The organism is Pantoea sp. GbtcB22 (genome assembly GCF_019091025.1).
Taxonomy (GTDB): domain Bacteria; phylum Pseudomonadota; class Gammaproteobacteria; order Enterobacterales; family Enterobacteriaceae; genus Pantoea; species Pantoea leporis.
This window is the reverse complement of sequence record NZ_JAGXKB010000007.1, coordinates 73,668-91,234: the sequence shown is the minus strand read 5'-3', so window position 1 is coordinate 91,234 and position 17,567 is coordinate 73,668. Positions and strand designations below refer to the sequence as shown.

17 protein-coding genes and 1 riboswitch are annotated in these 17,567 nt (G+C 52.5%); of the genes, 10 read left to right on the top strand and 7 right to left on the bottom strand.

Annotated elements, in window-relative coordinates; genetic code table 11:
* The first annotated feature begins 12 nt into the window (after positions 1-12).
* A complete protein-coding gene (gene hldE / locus KVT28_RS19360) occupies positions 13-1,437 on the top strand; it encodes a bifunctional D-glycero-beta-D-manno-heptose-7-phosphate kinase/D-glycero-beta-D-manno-heptose 1-phosphate adenylyltransferase HldE (protein ID WP_110867313.1) in 1,425 nt (474 codons plus the stop codon).
* A 37-nt stretch (positions 1,438-1,474) separates the two neighbouring features.
* On the opposite strand, the gene KVT28_RS19355 is transcribed toward hldE, so the two are convergent.
* The gene (locus tag KVT28_RS19355) at positions 1,475-1,780 is read right to left on the bottom strand and encodes an accessory factor UbiK family protein (protein ID WP_008103418.1); all 306 of its coding nucleotides are present in this window, start codon (positions 1,778-1,780) and stop codon (positions 1,475-1,477) included.
* A 171-nt stretch (positions 1,781-1,951) separates the two neighbouring features.
* A riboswitch (FMN riboswitch) is annotated at positions 1,952-2,101 on the top strand.
* Positions 2,102-2,206: 105 nt separating this feature from the next.
* Between KVT28_RS19355 and ribB the strand changes: the two genes are divergently transcribed.
* The gene (gene ribB / locus KVT28_RS19350) at positions 2,207-2,863 is read left to right on the top strand and encodes a 3,4-dihydroxy-2-butanone-4-phosphate synthase (RefSeq protein WP_008103416.1); all 657 of its coding nucleotides are present in this window, start codon (positions 2,207-2,209) and stop codon (positions 2,861-2,863) included.
* Positions 2,864-2,922: 59 nt separating this feature from the next.
* Here ribB and KVT28_RS19345 read toward each other — a convergent pair whose 3' ends face one another.
* Positions 2,923-3,306 carry a cell wall hydrolase gene (locus tag KVT28_RS19345; RefSeq protein ID WP_101762992.1) on the bottom strand — a complete coding sequence of 128 codons (384 nt, stop codon included), beginning with the start codon at positions 3,304-3,306 and terminating at the stop codon, positions 2,923-2,925.
* Positions 3,307-3,579: 273 nt separating this feature from the next.
* Between KVT28_RS19345 and ygiD the strand changes: the two genes are divergently transcribed.
* On the top strand, positions 3,580-4,365 hold the full coding sequence (ygiD, locus tag KVT28_RS19340; protein WP_217549714.1) for a 4,5-DOPA dioxygenase extradiol: 786 nt from the start codon (positions 3,580-3,582) through the stop codon (positions 4,363-4,365).
* Positions 4,366-4,403: 38 nt separating this feature from the next.
* Here the strand turns inward: ygiD and KVT28_RS19335 are convergent, their stop codons facing one another.
* From KVT28_RS19335 to KVT28_RS19320, 4 genes are all read right to left on the bottom strand, one after another.
* Positions 4,404-5,567, bottom strand: coding sequence for a glutathionylspermidine synthase family protein (locus KVT28_RS19335; protein ID WP_210081101.1), 1,164 nt, complete (start codon positions 5,565-5,567; stop codon positions 4,404-4,406).
* 8 nt (positions 5,568-5,575) lie between these two features.
* Positions 5,576-6,250: a DUF1190 family protein gene (locus KVT28_RS19330; RefSeq protein WP_061720467.1), complete on the bottom strand. Its 675-nt coding sequence runs from the start codon at positions 6,248-6,250 to the stop codon at positions 5,576-5,578.
* A 140-nt stretch (positions 6,251-6,390) separates the two neighbouring features.
* Positions 6,391-7,863, bottom strand: a complete 1,473-nt coding sequence (tolC, locus tag KVT28_RS19325; protein WP_192236273.1) for an outer membrane channel protein TolC — start codon at positions 7,861-7,863, stop codon at positions 6,391-6,393.
* On the bottom strand, positions 7,860-8,051 hold the full coding sequence (locus tag KVT28_RS19320) for a hypothetical protein (protein ID WP_225614418.1): 192 nt from the start codon (positions 8,049-8,051) through the stop codon (positions 7,860-7,862). Before KVT28_RS19320 ends, tolC begins: the two co-directional genes overlap by 4 nt.
* 25 nt (positions 8,052-8,076) lie before the next feature.
* Between KVT28_RS19320 and nudF the strand changes: the two genes are divergently transcribed.
* The 5 genes from nudF to parE are packed head-to-tail and all read left to right on the top strand — an operon-like array spanning position 8,077 to position 12,533.
* Positions 8,077-8,712 (top strand): ADP-ribose diphosphatase, encoded by a 636-nt coding sequence (nudF, locus tag KVT28_RS19315; protein ID WP_101762996.1) that lies wholly within the window; start codon positions 8,077-8,079, stop codon positions 8,710-8,712.
* A complete protein-coding gene (locus tag KVT28_RS19310; protein ID WP_008103400.1) occupies positions 8,709-9,134 on the top strand; it encodes a DUF1249 family protein in 426 nt (141 codons plus the stop codon). The genes nudF and KVT28_RS19310 overlap by 4 nt, the downstream gene beginning before the upstream one ends.
* Positions 9,135-9,178: 44 nt before the next feature.
* Positions 9,179-10,006 (top strand): 3',5'-cyclic-AMP phosphodiesterase, encoded by an 828-nt coding sequence (gene cpdA / locus KVT28_RS19305; RefSeq protein ID WP_217549713.1) that lies wholly within the window; start codon positions 9,179-9,181, stop codon positions 10,004-10,006.
* A 3-nt stretch (positions 10,007-10,009) separates the two neighbouring features.
* Positions 10,010-10,591 (top strand): esterase YqiA, encoded by a 582-nt coding sequence (gene yqiA, locus KVT28_RS19300; RefSeq protein WP_101762998.1) that lies wholly within the window; start codon positions 10,010-10,012, stop codon positions 10,589-10,591.
* A gap of 46 nt (positions 10,592-10,637) precedes the next feature.
* Positions 10,638-12,533 carry a DNA topoisomerase IV subunit B gene (gene parE, locus KVT28_RS19295; protein WP_101762999.1) on the top strand — a complete coding sequence of 632 codons (1,896 nt, stop codon included), beginning with the start codon at positions 10,638-10,640 and terminating at the stop codon, positions 12,531-12,533.
* A 29-nt stretch (positions 12,534-12,562) separates the two neighbouring features.
* Here parE and KVT28_RS19290 read toward each other — a convergent pair whose 3' ends face one another.
* On the bottom strand, positions 12,563-14,038 hold the full coding sequence (locus KVT28_RS19290; RefSeq protein ID WP_217549712.1) for a tetratricopeptide repeat protein: 1,476 nt from the start codon (positions 14,036-14,038) through the stop codon (positions 12,563-12,565).
* Between the two features lie 92 nt (positions 14,039-14,130).
* On the opposite strand from KVT28_RS19290, the gene KVT28_RS19285 reads away from it, so the two are divergent.
* Both KVT28_RS19285 and KVT28_RS19280 read left to right on the top strand, forming a co-directional pair.
* Positions 14,131-15,030, top strand: coding sequence for a LysR substrate-binding domain-containing protein (locus KVT28_RS19285; protein WP_217549709.1), 900 nt, complete (start codon positions 14,131-14,133; stop codon positions 15,028-15,030).
* Between the two features lie 266 nt (positions 15,031-15,296).
* Positions 15,297-17,501 carry an Ig-like domain-containing protein gene (locus KVT28_RS19280; RefSeq protein WP_217549708.1) on the top strand — a complete coding sequence of 735 codons (2,205 nt, stop codon included), beginning with the start codon at positions 15,297-15,299 and terminating at the stop codon, positions 17,499-17,501.
* Positions 17,502-17,567 lie beyond the last annotated feature (66 nt).

Genomic DNA, 17,567 nt, shown 5'->3' with positions numbered 1-17,567 from the left:
TGGAGTCTCTGAATGAAAGTAACACTGCCCACTTTTGGCAAGGCCACTGTGCTGGTCGTCGGCGATGTGATGTTAGATCGCTATTGGTATGGCCCAACCAGCCGTATTTCCCCGGAAGCGCCGGTGCCGGTGGTGAAAGTGGATACCATTGAAGAGCGTCCAGGCGGCGCGGCAAACGTCGCCATGAACATTGCTGCGCTCGGTGCAGCATCACGGCTGATTGGCTTGACCGGCGCCGATGATGCCGCGCGCGTGTTGAGCGAAACCCTGCAAAAGGTCAACGTCGACTGTGATTTTGTGGCGGTACAAAGCCATCCAACCATCACCAAATTGCGCGTGCTTTCGCGCAATCAGCAGCTGATTCGCCTCGATTTCGAAGAGGGTTTTGAGGAGATTGATCCGCAGCCGATTCACGATCGTATGCGTCAATCGCTGACGCAAGCGGGTGCGCTGGTGCTGTCTGACTACGCCAAAGGCGCGCTGAACAGCGTGCAGACCATGATTCAATTAGCGCGTGAAGCTAAAGTGCCGGTGTTGATTGATCCTAAAGGCACGGATTTTGAACGTTATCGCGGTGCAACGCTGCTGACGCCGAATTTGTCTGAATTCGAAGCGGTTGTGGGTAAATGCAAAAGCGTGGAAGAGATTGTCAGTCGTGGCATGCAGTTAATCGCTGATTATGAGCTTTCCGCGCTGCTGGTAACCCGTTCTGAAAACGGAATGACGCTGCTGCAGCCGGGCAAAGCGCCGCTGCATCTGCCTACGCAGGCGCAGGAAGTGTATGACGTGACCGGTGCGGGCGATACGGTGATTGGCGTGCTAGCCGCAGTGCTGGCGGCTGGCGACAGCCTGGAAGAAGCCTGTTTCCTGGCGAATGCTGCGGCTGGCGTCGTCGTCGGGAAGCTCGGTACTTCCACTGTCAGCACTGTTGAGCTGGAAAATGCCATTCACGCCCGTCCGGAAACGGGATTTGGTGTGATGACCGAAGCGGAGCTGAAAGCCGCTGTTGCGCTGGCGCGTCAGCGTGGTGAGAAAGTGGTAATGACCAACGGCGTGTTTGACATCCTGCACGCTGGCCACGTTTCTTATCTGGCGAATGCGCGCAAGCTGGGCGATCGCCTGATTGTGGCCGTTAATAGTGATGCCTCGACGAAGCGTCTGAAAGGCGAAACGCGTCCGGTCAATCCGCAAGAAAACCGTATGATTGTGCTGGGTGCGCTGGAAGCGGTGGATTGGGTGGTGCTGTTTGAAGAGGATACGCCACAGCGTCTGATTGCGGGAGTGCTGCCAGATCTGCTGGTAAAAGGCGGCGACTACAAGCCGGAAGATATCGCGGGTAGCAAAGAAGTGTGGGCAAACGGTGGTGACGTGCGCGTATTAAACTTCGAAGATGGCATCTCAACCAGCAACATCATCAAAACGATTCGCAGTCATTAAGTGTGAATGGGCGGGAGGAAAACTCCCGCCCATTAGCTTACTGCGGAGTATCAATTTTCCCAGCGGGATCTGGCGTGATGATCGCCGGCGCGGGTGCCGCTGGACTTTCACTTTCTAACTTCGCCAGGCGCTGTTCCAGCGCAGCTAATTTCTCGCGCGTGCGCAGCAGAACCTGCGTCTGCACATCAAACTCTTCACGATTAACCAGGTCCATGCGCGTCAACTGCGCCTGCAATACCTGACGGATTTTCTTTTCGACATCATCGCCAAAATCGCGAATCCCTTTCGGCATCGCTTCATGTACCTGGCGAGCCAGTTGTTCAATTTTTTTCGTGTCGATCATGATTATTTCCTGGTTACGGTGGCCGATAGCTGCGCGTGTTCGGACTCAATAGCTATTAAGTGTAATGCCTGAAACGAAAAGGTTAAACCTGAAATCCGCAACGCAGGAAATGCAAAAGCATTTGCACTTTTGTCGATTGCCCGACCAGATGATTGGCGTTATAGTTTGTTCGCTTATTCTCAGGGCGGGGCGAAATTCCCCACCGGCGGTAAATCAGCTCTTGCTGAAAGCCCGCGAGCGCTCTCACAGTAATGTGAGAGGTCAGCAGATCCGGTGTAATTCCGGAGCCGACGGTTAGAGTCCGGATGGGAGAGGGTAACGACATCAGCCGGGCTTTGCCCGCGTCACGTTTTTGCCATGTGTTTTGTACGCACTCCTAAGCACGCCCTGGTTCTGGTAACTCATATTTTATAAGGTTTTTTTACCATGAATCAGACGCTTCTTTCTGAATTTGGCACGCCTGAACAGCGTGTAGAGCGCGCCATTGATGCGCTGCGCAACGGCCGCGGTGTAATGGTGCTCGACGATGAAAATCGTGAAAACGAAGGTGACATGATCTTCCCGGCAGAAACCATGACCGTTGAACAGATGGCATTAACCATCCGTCACGGCAGCGGTATTGTGTGCCTCTGCATCACCGAAGAGCGCCGTCAGCAGCTTGAGCTGCCAATGATGGTGGAAACTAACACCAGCGCTTACGGCACCGGTTTCACGGTGACAATTGAAGCTGCAAGCGGTGTGACCACCGGCGTTTCTGCTGCCGATCGCATCACCACGATTCGCGCTGCGGTGGCTGATGGCGCGAAGCCTTCAGACCTTAACCGTCCGGGCCATGTGTTTCCGCTGCGTGCGCGTGAAGGCGGCGTTCTGTCGCGTGGTGGACACACCGAAGCGACTATCGATCTGGTGACGCTGGCGGGATTTAAACCTGCAGGGGTATTGTGCGAATTGACCAATGATGATGGCAGCATGGCGCACGCGCCAGAAGCGATCGTGTTTGCAAAGCAACACGATATGCCGGTCGTCACCATTGAAGATTTGGTGGCATATCGCCGTCAGCGAGAAACGCGTCACGCCAGTTAACTGAATTAATACAGAAGAAAGAGGCCGGATAGATATCTATCTGGCCTCTTTTTTTTGTTTTAACGATTGGCGTAAAACACGTGATTGCCAATTACTACTGTACGCTGAAAGGTATGACGCCAGGCCGGTTTAGCATGATGTGCATGGAAAAAGGTCGCGCCTTTCGTTACGTCCTGTAATTCCCCTTCAACAATCTTCTGTGCCAGCTTTCTGGCGCGTTGCCAGCTTTTATCTTCATTTGGTGGATAACGATAAGGATGCTTTTTGAGAGACGTCCAGGAGAACTGCTTAGGTGCATACACCACAGGACAGATCTCTTTGACATCCCAATTGGCACGGTTCATGGTCACCGTACCAACGGCTATTTGTCCTTTAATCGGTTCGCCTCGCGCTTCATGGTAGATATTCATCGCCAGGCACAATATTGCTCCCTGTATTAACATAAATTCCAACTCATCTTTCTAAAACCGAGGGGAGTTTAAGAAGTAGATTGATTGGATGTAACAAGACTGGTCTCGCTCGGTCTTAGGTGCGGGCTATATCACTGATATCTAAAAGGCTCGCGTGCAATATTAAGACCTAACCTGTGTCGAATTTATCCGCCCTATATCATTCAAATTCTCTGACAGAGACCATCATACTTATCAGCGTTAATCCCCCAGCGAAAGCGCGTATCGTAGCGGTTAACAAAGCGACACTCCGTCAGAGGATTAATCATGAGCACTACACGCATGCCTGCGCTGTTCCTTGGTCACGGCAGCCCGATGAACGTACTGGAAGATAATCGTTATACCCAAGCCTGGCAGCAATTGGGTGCAACCTTGCCGCGTCCACGTGCGATTCTCGCGGTTTCGGCGCACTGGTACACACGCGGCACGGCGGTGACGGCGATGAATAATCCGCGCACTATCCATGATTTTGGTGGTTTCCCGCAGGCGCTATTTGATGTGCGCTATCCCGCGCCGGGATCGCCAGAACTGGCTCAGCAAGTGATGAATTTACTGGCTCCGATCGCCGTTCATGCCGATCAGGAGTGGGGTTTTGATCATGGTTCCTGGGGTGTGCTTGCAAAAATGTATCCCGATGCCGACATCCCAGTGGTGCAACTGAGTATCGACGGCACTAAACCTGCTGAATGGCACTACGCATTGGGGCAAAAGCTGGCGTCATTACGAGATGAGGATGTGATGATCGTGGCCAGCGGTAACGTGGTGCACAATCTGCGTATGCTGCGCTGGCAAGGCGCAGAAACTGCGTATCCGTGGGCGGAGAGCTTCAATCAGTTTGTACGTGAGAATCTGGATTTCCACGGTGAGGCAGCAGATCACCCATTGGTGAACTTTATGCAGCATCCGGATGCACAGCTTTCGAACCCAACGCCTGAACACTATCTACCGCTGCTCTATATTCTTGGCGCGCGTGCCGCTGATGAAGCGATCAGTATTCCTGTGGAAGGGATGGAGATGGGCGCGATCAGCATGATGTCAGTGCAGATTGGCTAATGCGCAAGGCCGCCCGAAGAGTGCGGGCGGCACAGCTTTTATTCGATGAAGGTATGCGGATAGAAGCGCGACAGATCCTGCGTGATCAAGGCACGATCTTCGCGTAAGCCGATGCCCGCAGGTTGATCGTCAATTAGCCAACTGCCGATCAAGGTATAGCTATCACCGAATTTCGGTAGCTGATAGAACTGCTGGATAATCATGCCTTCTTCGCCATACGGACCATCGGCGCGGGCGATCTCCTGACCGTTTTCAATGATACGAATATTGGCACCTTCGCGTGAAAACAGCGGTTTCACCACGTACTTATCCATCTGCGGCGCGTTCTTATCATCGGCAAAGTAAGCGGGCAGCAAATTGGGATGATTAGGGAACATTTCCCACAGCAGCGGTAACAACGCTTTATTGGAAATGATGCTTTTCCAGGCCGGCTCCAGCCAACGCACGCCCGCATCCGCCAGCTTGGTGGAAAACACTTCGCGCAGCATGAATTCCCACGGATAGAGCTTAAACAGATTGCTGATGACCTGATCGTTTACGTCGGTAAACTGGCCTCTTTCACCCAATCCAATCTCGTCAATATAGAGAAACTCGCTCGGCAAGCCGGCTTCAGTGGCGCAGTCCTGCAGATATTGCACCGTGGCGCGATCTTCCTCGGTATCACGGCAGCAGGAGAAGTGCAGCCAGTTGAAACCGAACTGCTGATGCAGCGTGGCGAAGCGCTCAATCAGCTTCTCTTGCAGGCTGTTGAACTGGTCGCTGCCCTGCGGCAGATTGCCCGCTTTGACCTGGTCTTCCAGCCAAATCCACTGAAAGAAGGCGGCTTCATACAGTGAGGTTGGTGTATCCGCGTTGTTTTCCAGCAGCTTAGCGTCACCTTTGCCATCCCATGCCAGATCGAGGCGCGAATAGAGCGAAGGCTGGCGCAATTTCCAGGAATCACGCACAAAGTCCCAGGTGTGCTTAGGAATACAGAAACGGGTGAGCAGCTCGTCACTGTTCACCACTTTTTCCACCGCCTGCAAACACATCTGGTGCAGTTCGGCGGTGGTATCCTCAAGCTGTTCAACCTGCGCTAGCGTGAATTGGTAGTACGCATCTTCACACCAGTAAGGTTCGCCATACATGGTGTGAAACTGGAAACCATACTCCGCGGCTTTTTCACGCCAGTCTGGACGTTCGGGGATTGCAATACGTTGCATGCTGCGGCTTAGCCTCCCAGCGAGCGGCTGCCGGTGCCAGAAGCACTGCTGCGCTGCATGGTGTTTTGTTTTGCCACGCTGTCACCAAAGCCGCCACGCGTAATGGTGGAAGTGGTCGCGGGTTTCGGCGCCATTGCTGTTTTCGGCACGTTGATGGTGCGGCCCGATGTGGCATTACCGTAGTTTTTACCCGCAGCATCAACAAATTTACCGTTTGCCGGGCTGTTCGGATTTTTTGGCGAGAATAGGGGCTGCTGGGCAAACCCTGCACCGCCGCTCATCATACGTCCCATCATGTAACCGGCCATCAACGGCATCCAGAAGCTACCGCTTTGCTGAGCTTCAGCATTGTTTGCGGTGGTGCCTACACCCGCTTGTGCAGGCGTTTGCTGGCATTGGTTTTCACCAAACTCAGCCACACAATCTTCGCGCGTAGCGTATTTTGGCGCGGTACGTTCGGCTTCTTTCTGTGCGTTGTTATACGCAGTGGTACATTGCGCGCTCTGGCCTGGATTGGCTTTGGCGCAATCATCCGCGTTTTGATAGAGCGACACCGTTTCGTCACTCTGCTCGCAGCCTGCCAGCATAAACACTGCGCTAACGGCAAAGGCGACTGGCGTTAAGTGGCGTGCCTGCCAGCTTTTACGAAAAGCGGCATGGCGAATATTTTTCGTCCGTTTCATTATTTTCATCCTGTGCCCAAAGGTGGGGTAAGGATAGGGGATGAGCGGTGGAAAATGAAGCGCGAAGCCAGATGGGGAAAGGATCTTTACGTAGCTATACGATTGAATGCGAAAGGGGCCGCATACGGCCCCCTGGGGAATTAATTACCGAATGGATTTCCGCTGCTGCGTGCGGCAGCTGGACGGGCTTGTGCGGCGGCTGAAGGCGATGAAGCTTTCGGACCGTTATCCACACGCGCGGCCTGCTGGTTATTCTCCGGCGCCACCACTTCAGGTGTCGTGGTGATCTCTTTGCCCAGCGTGCTGTTCAGCTGCTGCAGATCCTGCTCGTTCAGCGTACCCAGCGCATATTTGATATTCAGCTGGTTGATCAGATAGCTATAACGCGCATCAGAAAGCTGCTGTTTAGCATTGAACAGCGTGGTGGTCGCATCCAGCACATCGACGATGGTACGCGTACCGACCTGATACCCGGCTTCCATCGCATCCAGTGAGCTTTGTGCAGAGACAACGGCTTGCTTATAAGCATCAATGCTGCTGATAGAGGCATTCACGTTATTGAATGATGAACGTACCGTCTGAACCGCACTACGATGTGCGCCTTCCAGCTGTTCGCTGGCCGCGACATAGTTGTACTGCGCTTGTTTCACCTGCGAGGTGACCGAGCCGCCGCTGTAAAGTGGCATGGTGAAGCTCAAGCCAACCTGGTTAGAACCGGTGATGGAATCGGTGCTGCCAGCGCTCTGATTGGCGCGACTGCCGCCATATTTGCTGTTTGACATACCGGTTGAGGCGGTCAAATCCAGCGTTGGCATGTGGCCGGTTTCGGCTGAACGAATCTGTTCACGCGCCAGATCCTGGCTCAGACGCGCAGACAGCAAGGTCAGGTTGCGGCTTTCCGCTTCTTTCAGCAGGCTGGCCACAGCATCTGGACGCGCGGTTTTGAAACGATCGATATTCAATGAAGCCAGCGACAGATAATCCATGCCGGTAATCTGACGCAGCGATTCCACCGCATTATCGAGGTTGTTACGTGCGGTCACTTCGTTAGCCAGCACGGTGTCATACTGTGCACGGGCGTTTTGCACGTCAGTAATCGCGACCAAACCCACGTTAAAGCGCTGCGTGGTTTGATCCAGTTCGCGGTAGATAGATTGTTTCTGTGCTTCGGTGTAAGAAAGCGTGTCGATTGCCTTTAACACGTTAAAATAGGCAGTCGCCGTGTTAAGAATCAGGTCTTGCTGAGCAACCTGATAGGTAACATCTTGAATACCAGCCTGTTTTTCCTGCAGCGACAGCGCACGCCATTTCGACATATCGAAAATAGTTTGAGTTAATTGCAGAGAGGCGCTGGTCGTGTTGGAATGAAGTCCGCTGCTGTCACGGTAGCCATTGTTATAAGTGTAATCTGCGCCCAAGCCTAACTGTGGCAATAAAGGACTACGCGCTTCATTGATTTTCTCAAATGCAGCGTCGCGGTTAGCGGCAGAAGATCGCAGATCGGGGTTGCTAAGGCGCGCCTGCTGATAGACCTGCAACAGGTTTTCTGCCTGGCTGGCAAGGCTGAATCCGCCCAGAGTCAGCCCAATAAAAAGTGGGAGCAGTTTTTTCATTTGCATTCCTTTTGTTGCAGCAAAATGCACTGGTAGTGCTGCAGGTAAGCCAAAAAAATAATCGCCGATTCTACAGAGGCGGCGTCAGAGATAAGTTGGCTGAACGTGCCTTCTTCCCCTAATTTACGTAAATAATTCAAAAAGAACCACTCGGACGGAGCGGTAGACTTGGCTTTTCTTTGCTCCATCCCAATCTGCATAAGGAATCAGACGATGGCGAGTGAAAAAAAATCCCCTGTGACTTTCACAAAAAACGATGTAGAAATTATTGCACGCGAAACGCGTTACGATGGTTTTTTTTCCATCGTCAGCTACCGTTTCCGCCACCGTCGTTTTAATGGCGAAATGAGTGGTGAAGTGGTGCGCGAAGTTTTTGAGCGCGGACACGCCGCCGTGCTGCTACCCTATGATCCCTTGCGTGATGAAGTGGTACTGATCGAACAGATCCGCATTCCCGCTTTTGATTCCAGCCCAACGCCCTGGCTGCTGGAAATGGTGGCTGGCATCATCGAACCTGGCGAAACACCAGAAGATGTCGCACGACGTGAGGCGGTAGAAGAGGCGGGCCTTAAGGTTGGCCGCGTCAAACCGATAGTGAATTACTTAGCCAGCCCCGGCGGAACGTCTGAACGTTTATCGGTGCTGGTGGGCGAAGTGGATGCCAGCCTGGCAGAGGGAAATCACGGGCTGGAGGAAGAGAATGAGGATATTCTTGTCCATGTGGTGAGCCGCGAACAAGCTTATCGCTGGGTGGAAGAGGGGATTATTGATAACGCGGCATCTGTCATCGCCTTGCAATGGCTGGCGTTGCACCATGAAAAACTACGACAAGAGTGGAAGCTAAAATGAAACAGCGCTATACCCCTGACTTTCCCGAAATGATGCGCCTGTGCGAAACCAATTTCGCCCAGCTGCGTCGCCTGCTGCCGCGTAATGACGAGGCAGGCGCATCGGTGATTTATCAGGTGAATGGCGCCAGCTATCAGCTCACCATCGAAGAATCGACGCGTTACACCACGCTGGTGGAAGTGCGTCAGGTGGCGCCCGCCGTGAGTTACTGGAGCCTGCCTTCTATGTCGGTGCGGCTCTACCATGATGCGATGGTCGCTGAAGTGTGTTCCACTAAACAGATCTACCGATTTAAAGCGCGCTATGATTATCCTAATAAAAAACTGCATCAGCGCGATGAAAAACATCAGATTAACCAGTTCCTTGCGGATTGGTTGCGTTACTGCTTAGCGCACGGCGCTGTGGCAGTACCGGTTTGCTGATAGCGTAAAAAACGCAACGATGGCGTGGAGATTAAGGAAACGCTTTGGATAGCCTGCTAACTCTTCCTGCGCAAGATGGGTCTGATATCAGGATTTTACAAATCACGGATACCCATCTTTTCGCCGGAAAACATCAATCGCTGCTTGGGGTAAATACCTGGTCGAGTTTTGATGCGGTACTGGATGCTATTGAAGTACAACAGCGCCAGTATGATCTGATTATCGCCACTGGCGATCTCGCTCAGGATCACACCGTCGAAGCTTACCAACACTTTGTAGCAGGCATTAATCGTCTGCCAAAACCTTGCGTCTGGCTGCCGGGGAATCACGATTTTCAGCCGGCAATGGTGGATACGCTGGCCGACGCGGGCATCAAATCTGACAAGCACGTTCTTTTGGGCGATCACTGGCAACTGGTGCTGCTCGATAGCCAGGTATTTGGTGTGCCACACGGCATGTTGAGCGAATACCAGCTGGAGTGGCTACACACCGCACTTAGCAAGTACCCAGAACGCCACACTTTGGTACTTCTGCATCATCACCCGCTGGCTTCCGGATGTACCTGGTTAGATCAGCACAGCTTGCGCAATCCGCATCAGCTGGAAGCGGTACTGCAGCACTTCCCGCGCGCACGTAATCTGGTATGCGGCCATATTCATCAGGAACTCGATCTCGACTGGCATGGGCGCCGCGTGATGGCTTCACCATCAACCTGCGTCCAGTTCAAACCGCATTGCACTAACTTCACCATTGATACGCTGGCGCCGGGCTGGCGTTGGTTAACCTTGCAGCCCGACGGCACGCTGCAGACCGAAGTGAACCGCCTGCAAAGTGACATGTTCCGCCCCGATCTTGATTCCGAGGGCTACTAAGCAATGGCGGCGCTGATTTATCTGCATGGCTTCAACAGTTCACCGCAATCGGCGAAAGCCACGCAGCTGCAGCAGTGGCTCAACGAACAGCATCCGCATATTAATGTGATGGTGCCGCAACTACCGACGTTTCCGTCTGAAGCCGCCAGCATGCTGGAAGATCTGGTGATGCAATATGCCGGTGAACCGCTGGGATTGGTGGGATCGTCGCTGGGCGGCTATTTTGCTACCTGGCTGTCGCAGTGTTTTATGTTGCCAGCGGTGGTGGTTAATCCCGCCGTACGGCCGTTTGAGCTGTTAGTGGATTACCTCGGCGAAAACCGTAATCCCTACACCGGCCAGCAATATGTGTTAGAGTCTCGCCACATTTACGATCTGAAAGTAATGCAGATTGACCCTCTTGAAGCGCCCGATTTACTCTGGCTGCTGCAACAAACCGGCGATGAAATACTCGATTATCGCCAGGCGCTGGAGTATTACAGCGCATGCCGCCAGACGGTTGAAGAGGGCGGCAATCATGCCTATATCGGATTCGAACGCCATTTCGCACAGATCGTTGATTTTCTGGGATTAAACGCCCAGTGACCTTGCGAAGTGGGGCCATTTTCCTATTGCTAATCAGACATTTACGATGAGCCAATCAAGCTATAATGCCGATGCCATTGAGGTCCTGACCGGCCTTGAACCGGTGCGTCGTCGTCCGGGGATGTACACCGATACCACGCGCCCGAACCACCTGGGCCAGGAGGTGATCGATAACAGCGTCGATGAGGCGCTGGCCGGTCACGCTAAACGCGTGGAAGTCATTCTTCATGCCGACCAGTCGCTGGAAGTTATTGATGATGGTCGTGGCATGCCAGTGGATATCCATCCGGAAGAAGGCGTGCCAGCGGTTGAGCTGATTCTTTGTCGCCTGCATGCGGGCGGCAAATTCTCCAACAAAAACTATCAGTTCTCAGGCGGCTTGCACGGCGTCGGGATCTCGGTGGTTAACGCCTTGTCGAAGCGTGTGGAAGTTACCGTGCGACGTAACGGCGAAATCTACCAGATTGCCTTCGAAAATGGCGACAAGGTGCAGGATCTTACGGTTACCGGCACCGTCGGTAAACGCAATACCGGTACCAGCGTGCACTTCTGGCCAGATGAAAGCTTCTTTGATAGCCCGCGTTTCTCGGTTTCTCGTTTATCACATCTGTTAAAAGCCAAAGCCGTGCTGTGTCCGGGCGTTGAAATTGTTTTTAAAGACAAGGTCAATGACACCGAACAAACCTGGATGTATCAGGATGGCCTGACCGATTACCTGTGTGAAGCGGTTGACGGCTTACCCACGCTGCCGGAAAAACCCTTTGTGGGCAGTTTTGCTGGCGATGTGGAAGCGGTGGATTGGGCGCTGCTATGGCTGCCGGAAGGCGGAGAGCTGCTAACAGAAAGCTACGTTAACCTGATCCCAACCATGCAAGGCGGTACGCACGTTAACGGCTTGCGTCAGGGCTTGCTGGATGCCATGCGCGAGTTTTGCGAATACCGCAATATTTTGCCGCGCGGCGTGAAGCTGTCGGCAGAAGATATCTGGGATCGCTGCGCGTACGTGCTGTCGGTGAAGATGCAGGATCCACAGTTTGCCGGGCAGACTAAAGAGCGCCTGTCGTCGCGTCAGTGTGCGGCATTCGTCTCAGCGGTGGTCAAAGATGCCTTCAGCCTGTGGCTGAATCAAAACGTGCAGGCGGCTGAAATGCTGGCCGAGCTGGCAATCTCCAGCGCGCAGCGCCGCATGCGCGCCGCGAAGAAAGTAGTGCGTAAAAAACTCACCAGCGGCCCGGCGCTGCCGGGCAAACTGGCTGACTGCACCGCACAAGATTTGAACAAAACCGAGCTGTTCCTCGTCGAAGGGGATTCTGCGGGCGGATCCGCCAAGCAAGCGCGCGATCGTGATTATCAGGCGATCATGCCGCTGAAAGGTAAGATCCTCAATACCTGGGAAGTCTCTTCGGACGAAGTGTTGGCCTCACAGGAAGTGCATGATATTTCAGTGGCGATCGGTATCGATCCTGACAGCGAAGATCTGAGCCAACTGCGTTACGGCAAAATCTGTATCCTCGCGGATGCGGACTCCGATGGTCTGCACATTGCCACGCTGCTGTGCGCGCTGTTTGTGAAGCATTTCCGTACGTTGGTGCAACACGGCCATGTGTACGTGGCGATGCCGCCGCTGTATCGCATCGATCTCGGCAAAGAAGTCTATTATGCCCTGGATGAAGATGAGAAAGAGGGCGTGCTGGACCAGTTGAAGCGCAAGAAAGGTAAGCCGAATGTGCAGCGTTTTAAGGGCTTGGGTGAAATGAACCCGCTGCAGCTGCGCGAAACCACGCTTGATCCGAATACGCGTCGTCTGGTGCAATTGACGATCAGCGATGAGGATGTCGATCAAACCCTACGCGTGATGGACATGCTGCTGGCGAAGAAACGCTCGGAAGACCGCCGCAACTGGCTGCAAGAAAAAGGCGATTTAGCCGACCTCGAAGTGTAAAAAAACAGGGACGCCGCGGCGTCCCTGTTTTATTGCTGCTGTAATGCCTGTTTAATCCGCGTAATAACCGTGTTCCACGCTTCATCCTGCCCGCGCCCAAACAATCTCATTTGCGGATACCACGGCGATTCATCGCGATTTTCCAGCCAGCGCCAGTCTCGCGCCCAGGCGGGAAGTAATACCCAGCAAGGTATCCCCATCGCCCCTGCTAAGTGGATCACCGACGTATCTACCCCAATCACCAAATCCAGTTGTGAAATGACCGCGGCGGTATCCTGATAATCAGTGAATTGGGCACCAAGCGGCTGTATGTGTGGGAAGTCAGCGATTTCCTCTTCACCTGCACCTTTTTGCAAGCTAATCCAGTTGATATCAGGCAGGTCAAATAAAGGTGCAAACTGTGAAAGGTGCGCAAGCGATCGTTGGCTATCATTCTTATGCCCGCTGGCGCCTTTCCATACGATACCAATTTTTTTCCCGTTCCCCTTAATCGGCCACCTCGCCTGTTGTTCTGCAGAGCTAAACAGATAGGGATGATGCGCGCTAAAGGGCTGTGTTGAGTTGAGGAAGTGCTGCGGTAAATCCAGTAGAGAGCACCAGTAATCTGCCGGCGGCAACGTGTGTTGTACATCTTCCCGTGTCAGATAATTATCGAGGTGCGGCAGCGTAACCATCAATGATTTTAAGGACTTGTTACCCAGCATGATTACTTTTACCGCATGTTTTTCAGTTTTAACGCGTGTGAGATAACGACAAAACTGAATTTCGTCCCCCATGCCTTGCTCGGTCCTTACCAACAGCGTTTTGCCGCGCAGATCCTCTCCTTGCCAGTAGCGAATAGGGAGTTTCGGTAAGGTAAAGAAGCGATCGGGATTATCGGGCGCATAACGCGCCTGATAGTTAGACCAGCCAGCAGCGAAGTTGCCTTGTTGTAGCTGAACCATGCCGAGCGAATTTCGGCAACGTTGATCGGCGTCACGCACTTGCAGCACTTGCTGCATCTGACTTTCTGCTTCTTGTAGCTGGCCCATGTGCGCTAGCAACGTACTTATGCCATAGCGGGCTTCGGTATAATCTGGCTGGCTTTGCAGCGCCAATCGATACTGATTTAAAGCAAGGTGATAGCGCTGCTGTTTATGCAGCAAAATAGCGTAGTTATTGTGACAGGCGGCATAGCCCATATGTGATTGCAGCGCAGCCTGATAACAGGCTTCCGCCTCGCTCCAGCATCCGGCGTCATAATGGGTTAGGCCAAGACCGTTGAGTAATCCCGCATCTGTTGGCGCAAGTTTTAGCGCCCGCTGATAATAGCGCTGCGCCGTATCCAGATCGCCGTTGCGCCGTGCAAGCCGTGCGGCTTCATGAAGGAACCATCCATCGTAGGGAGCAAGCGTCAGGTGCGCCCGAATCTTACGCCTGGCTTCTTCCTGTCGCCCTTGCTTCAGCAACTGGGTTACCGCTTGTTGCTGACGTAAATCGTTAGCCATCCGAGGTTTATGGCGCATTGTGATATCCTGCCGCTAATAAAGTGGCGTAATTTAAGCCAAAAGTTTCAGAAACCGCGCTAAGACAGGTCTCGATCTTTGAGGATGGGAATTTGAAAATAACACTGGAAGAGTTACGTGCCTGGGTTGCGGTGGTCGATACCGGATCAATCACATCAGCCGCGGAGCAGTTAGATCAAACCAGCTCTGGCGTAAGCCGTGCGCTTAGCCGGCTGGAAGGTAAGCTGCAAACCACCTTAATGCATCGCACCACGCGTCGCCTGGCATTGACCGAAGAGGGGCTGATTTTTCTCGATCATGCGCGGCAGATTCTGGCGTCGGTTGAACAGGCGGAAGAACTGATCGCGCAGCGCCGGGACATTCCTTCTGGACGCTTACGCGTCAATGCCAATACGCCTTTTACCCTGCACGTCATTGTGCCGCTGGTGGCGGAGTTTCGTCAGCGCTACCCGCTGATTCAGTTGGAATTAAACACCGACGATATTGTGATCGATCTGCTGGAGCAGCAAACGGACATCGCCATTCGCATCGGTGAGCTGCGCGATTCGACGCTGCGTGCGCGTGTGCTCGGAAGCAGCGCTATACGCCTGTTAGCCAGCCCGGATTATCTTGAAAAGTTTGGTGTACCGGAAAACGTTGATGCACTGGCGAACCATCAGCTGTTGGGGTTCAGTCAGCTTGATGTACACAACGTCTGGCCGGTTTGGCAGCGCGAAGGCGAGTTCCTGCGCATCAAACCTACGCTGTCCGCCTCCAGTGGTGAAACATTGCGTCAACTGGCTTTAGCTGGGCAAGGTATCGTACGTTTATCCGATTTTGTCAGCCGTGAAGATCGCAAAAGTGGGCGTCTGGTACAGGTTTTAGCAACGGAAACCCGTGAACAGCGTTTACCCATCCACGCGGTCTATTATCGCAATCAATCCCTTACCTCGCGCATTACCTGTTTTCTGAGTTTTTTACGCGAAAAAATTCAGGAAAATCATCTGTTATAGTCTTGTTCCTGCTCGATTATTTACCCTTCATCTTCATATCTTTATTCATAAAAACGCTTTAATTCATATAGTTAATTAACTAATAACTTTTCTGTCAATGTTGGGAAATTTTTTCTTTCCTAACGGGACGTTTCTTATGTCTCGGAAATCTCTCTTTCCCGATTATGTCGCTCACTTTGAGCCCGCACAGGTGGGTTAAGCCAGGGAGATTGTTGCGCTTGTACACAATCGCACAATCAAAATCTAATGTACGGAAGGGATTAAACATGAACGTTTCGCCCGTGAGTGTTGCGGTTATTGATAAAAAAACAATAACGAAAGCGGAAGCATTGCGTGTAGGTAAAGACGGTAAAGCTGCAAAAGTTCAGGCTATTACCAACGGCAAATATTTGCTGACCCAGGGTAATGACGGCGTTGCACCAGAAAACATTACCGTTAAGCGTGTCGGGAAAGATTTGCTGGTGATGCTGGAAGGATCCGACGCCAGCGAACCAGATCTGATTATCGAAGACTTTTTTGCTAAATCAGGTGCTTTAGTTGGTAAAGCTGAAGATGGCGCCATGCATGAATACGTCGCTACCGATGGTGATGCCGATCACGATGCTGCCGCATTGGCTGATGGCGAAACCACCGCATTAGCGCTTGGAGAGAGCACGGTTGATACCGATTCTGGTTTCATGCTGGCCTCAGGATTTGAATGGTCCCCGGCGTTGATCGCTTTAGGCGGATTGGCGGCTATCGCTGCGGCCGCCGGCCTGGGCTACGTGGCAGCCAAAGAGCAGTATCAGGATAAAAACGCTCACGAAAACGGCAGCAGCGATCAAAATGGTGAGGACAACGGGAAGGGCGGTGATGGCGGCGGTGATGGCGGCGGTAAAGGTGGCGGCGACAGCGGCGGCGGCAATGTAAACGTCCCGGTAGTTAACGGCCTGTATGACGACGTGGGCAGCATTACCGGATTGATCGCGAAAGGCGGCCGTACCGATGACACCACGCCGACACTGAACGGCACGGGCACCAAAGGGAATGTCATTGAAATTTGGGATGGCAGCACAAAAATTGGTGAAACCACGGTTGGTGAAAACGGCACATGGTCCTTTACACCTGGTAAAGCATTGGGCGCCGGTAGCCACAGCATCACCACACGTGAACGCAATGAAAGTGGCGTAGTAGGCGATTCAAGCGAGGCCTGGAGCTTCGTTATCGATCTGACCGCCCCTGCCAAGGGCACCATTGGTAGCATGGTGGACGACAGCGTGAATCCGCCGAAAGAGATCGTGAAAGATGGCATCACCAAAGACAACACACCGACGCTGGCGGGTAAGGCCGAAGCGGGCGCTACCGTTGAAATCTGGAAAGATGGCCAGTTGCTGGGCACTGCCAAAGTAGACAGCGAGGGTAACTGGACCTACACCAGCCCGACGCTGTCAGAGGGTAAACATGATTTCAGCATCGTCGTCGTGGATGAAGTCGGGAATAAATCGCTACCTTCCGAAGCCTGGATTATCGACGTTGATACCGTAGCACCAGAAAATAAAGGCATTGGTGCCATCGCTGATGATGAAGGTAAGTTGATTGAAAATGGTGGCGAAACGCAAGACAGCACGCCAACCTTCTCTGGCGTCGGTGAAAAAGGCGACATCATTAAAATCATTGATAACGGACAGGTTATCGGCAGCACCGTTGTCGACGACGAAGGAAAGTGGCAATTCACCCCAGAAAAAGCCATTGGTAATGGCGATCACGAATTCCAGATTATTGAAGTGGATCCAGCAGGTAATGAATCTGCGCCTTCAGAAAAAGTCATTATCGAAATCAACGATCCGAATAACCCTATTGATCCCGGCAAGGAAGTGATTCCGAATCCCGATGTACCGGTAACTGGCGCGGTTGACGACGTGTATCGTGATGAAATGTTGGATAACGGCGAAAAGTATTTCATCGGTAAACAGCCTATTGCTAACGGCGATGCGGTGAATGATTCAACGATTTTTGTGGGTGGATCCGGCAACGCGGGCGATATCGTTTATATTTGGCTCAGTGGAAGCAATAACCATTATTACCTCTCCTCTGTCGTAGATGAGAACGGGAAGTGGAGTATCGCCACGCCAGAGTTATCTGATGATGTTTACAAGATTGAAGCGGCATTTAAAAATGCTGAGGGCGTAGTAACAGCCAAAACCGAAGCATTTGAAGTTGAGATCGATACGATTCCACCAGAACCCATCGATCCGGGCGATCTCTTCCCTGATCTACTCAGCCATGTTGAATTATCTGAGCTGCTCTCGGCAAACGGTGACACGTTATTCAATGAAGTGCAGGAAGAATCTGCATTACTCAATAATATTGATGAAAGCATTTTGAGTAATATGGTTTTTGATGCGGATATTAAGAGTTCTGCAGTGGACGGCGTAATGTCTCTCGATATTACAGCTTTGAAGGATTTAGATATTCATTATTTATCTGAATAATTATCACATCATTGCGATTAATAGAATAAAAACAGGCGTCGTCTGGCGCCTGTTTTCTGGAGTTAT

What these genes read in the sequence shown, in the direction of transcription:
- tolC (WP_192236273.1), bottom strand. Translation starts at nt 7,863, where the DNA reads ATGAAAAAACTGCTCCCACTTTTTATTGGGCTGACTCTGGGCGGATTC.
- KVT28_RS19290 (WP_217549712.1), bottom strand. Translation starts at nt 14,038, where the DNA reads ATGCGCCATAAACCTCGGATGGCTAACGATTTACGTCAGCAACAAGCG.
- ribB (WP_008103416.1), top strand. Translation starts at nt 2,207, where the DNA reads ATGAATCAGACGCTTCTTTCTGAATTTGGCACGCCTGAACAGCGTGTA.
- yqiA (WP_101762998.1), top strand. Translation starts at nt 10,010, where the DNA reads ATGGCGGCGCTGATTTATCTGCATGGCTTCAACAGTTCACCGCAATCG.
- KVT28_RS19335 (WP_210081101.1), bottom strand. Translation starts at nt 5,567, where the DNA reads ATGCAACGTATTGCAATCCCCGAACGTCCAGACTGGCGTGAAAAAGCC.
- nudF (WP_101762996.1), top strand. Translation starts at nt 8,077, where the DNA reads ATGGCGAGTGAAAAAAAATCCCCTGTGACTTTCACAAAAAACGATGTA.
- hldE (WP_110867313.1), top strand. Translation starts at nt 13, where the DNA reads ATGAAAGTAACACTGCCCACTTTTGGCAAGGCCACTGTGCTGGTCGTC.
- KVT28_RS19280 (WP_217549708.1), top strand. Translation starts at nt 15,297, where the DNA reads ATGAACGTTTCGCCCGTGAGTGTTGCGGTTATTGATAAAAAAACAATA.
- KVT28_RS19330 (WP_061720467.1), bottom strand. Translation starts at nt 6,250, where the DNA reads ATGAAACGGACGAAAAATATTCGCCATGCCGCTTTTCGTAAAAGCTGG.
- KVT28_RS19345 (WP_101762992.1), bottom strand. Translation starts at nt 3,306, where the DNA reads ATGTTAATACAGGGAGCAATATTGTGCCTGGCGATGAATATCTACCAT.
- KVT28_RS19310 (WP_008103400.1), top strand. Translation starts at nt 8,709, where the DNA reads ATGAAACAGCGCTATACCCCTGACTTTCCCGAAATGATGCGCCTGTGC.
- parE (WP_101762999.1), top strand. Translation starts at nt 10,638, where the DNA reads ATGAGCCAATCAAGCTATAATGCCGATGCCATTGAGGTCCTGACCGGC.
- KVT28_RS19355 (WP_008103418.1), bottom strand. Translation starts at nt 1,780, where the DNA reads ATGATCGACACGAAAAAAATTGAACAACTGGCTCGCCAGGTACATGAA.
- ygiD (WP_217549714.1), top strand. Translation starts at nt 3,580, where the DNA reads ATGAGCACTACACGCATGCCTGCGCTGTTCCTTGGTCACGGCAGCCCG.
- KVT28_RS19320 (WP_225614418.1), bottom strand. Translation starts at nt 8,051, where the DNA reads ATGGAGCAAAGAAAAGCCAAGTCTACCGCTCCGTCCGAGTGGTTCTTT.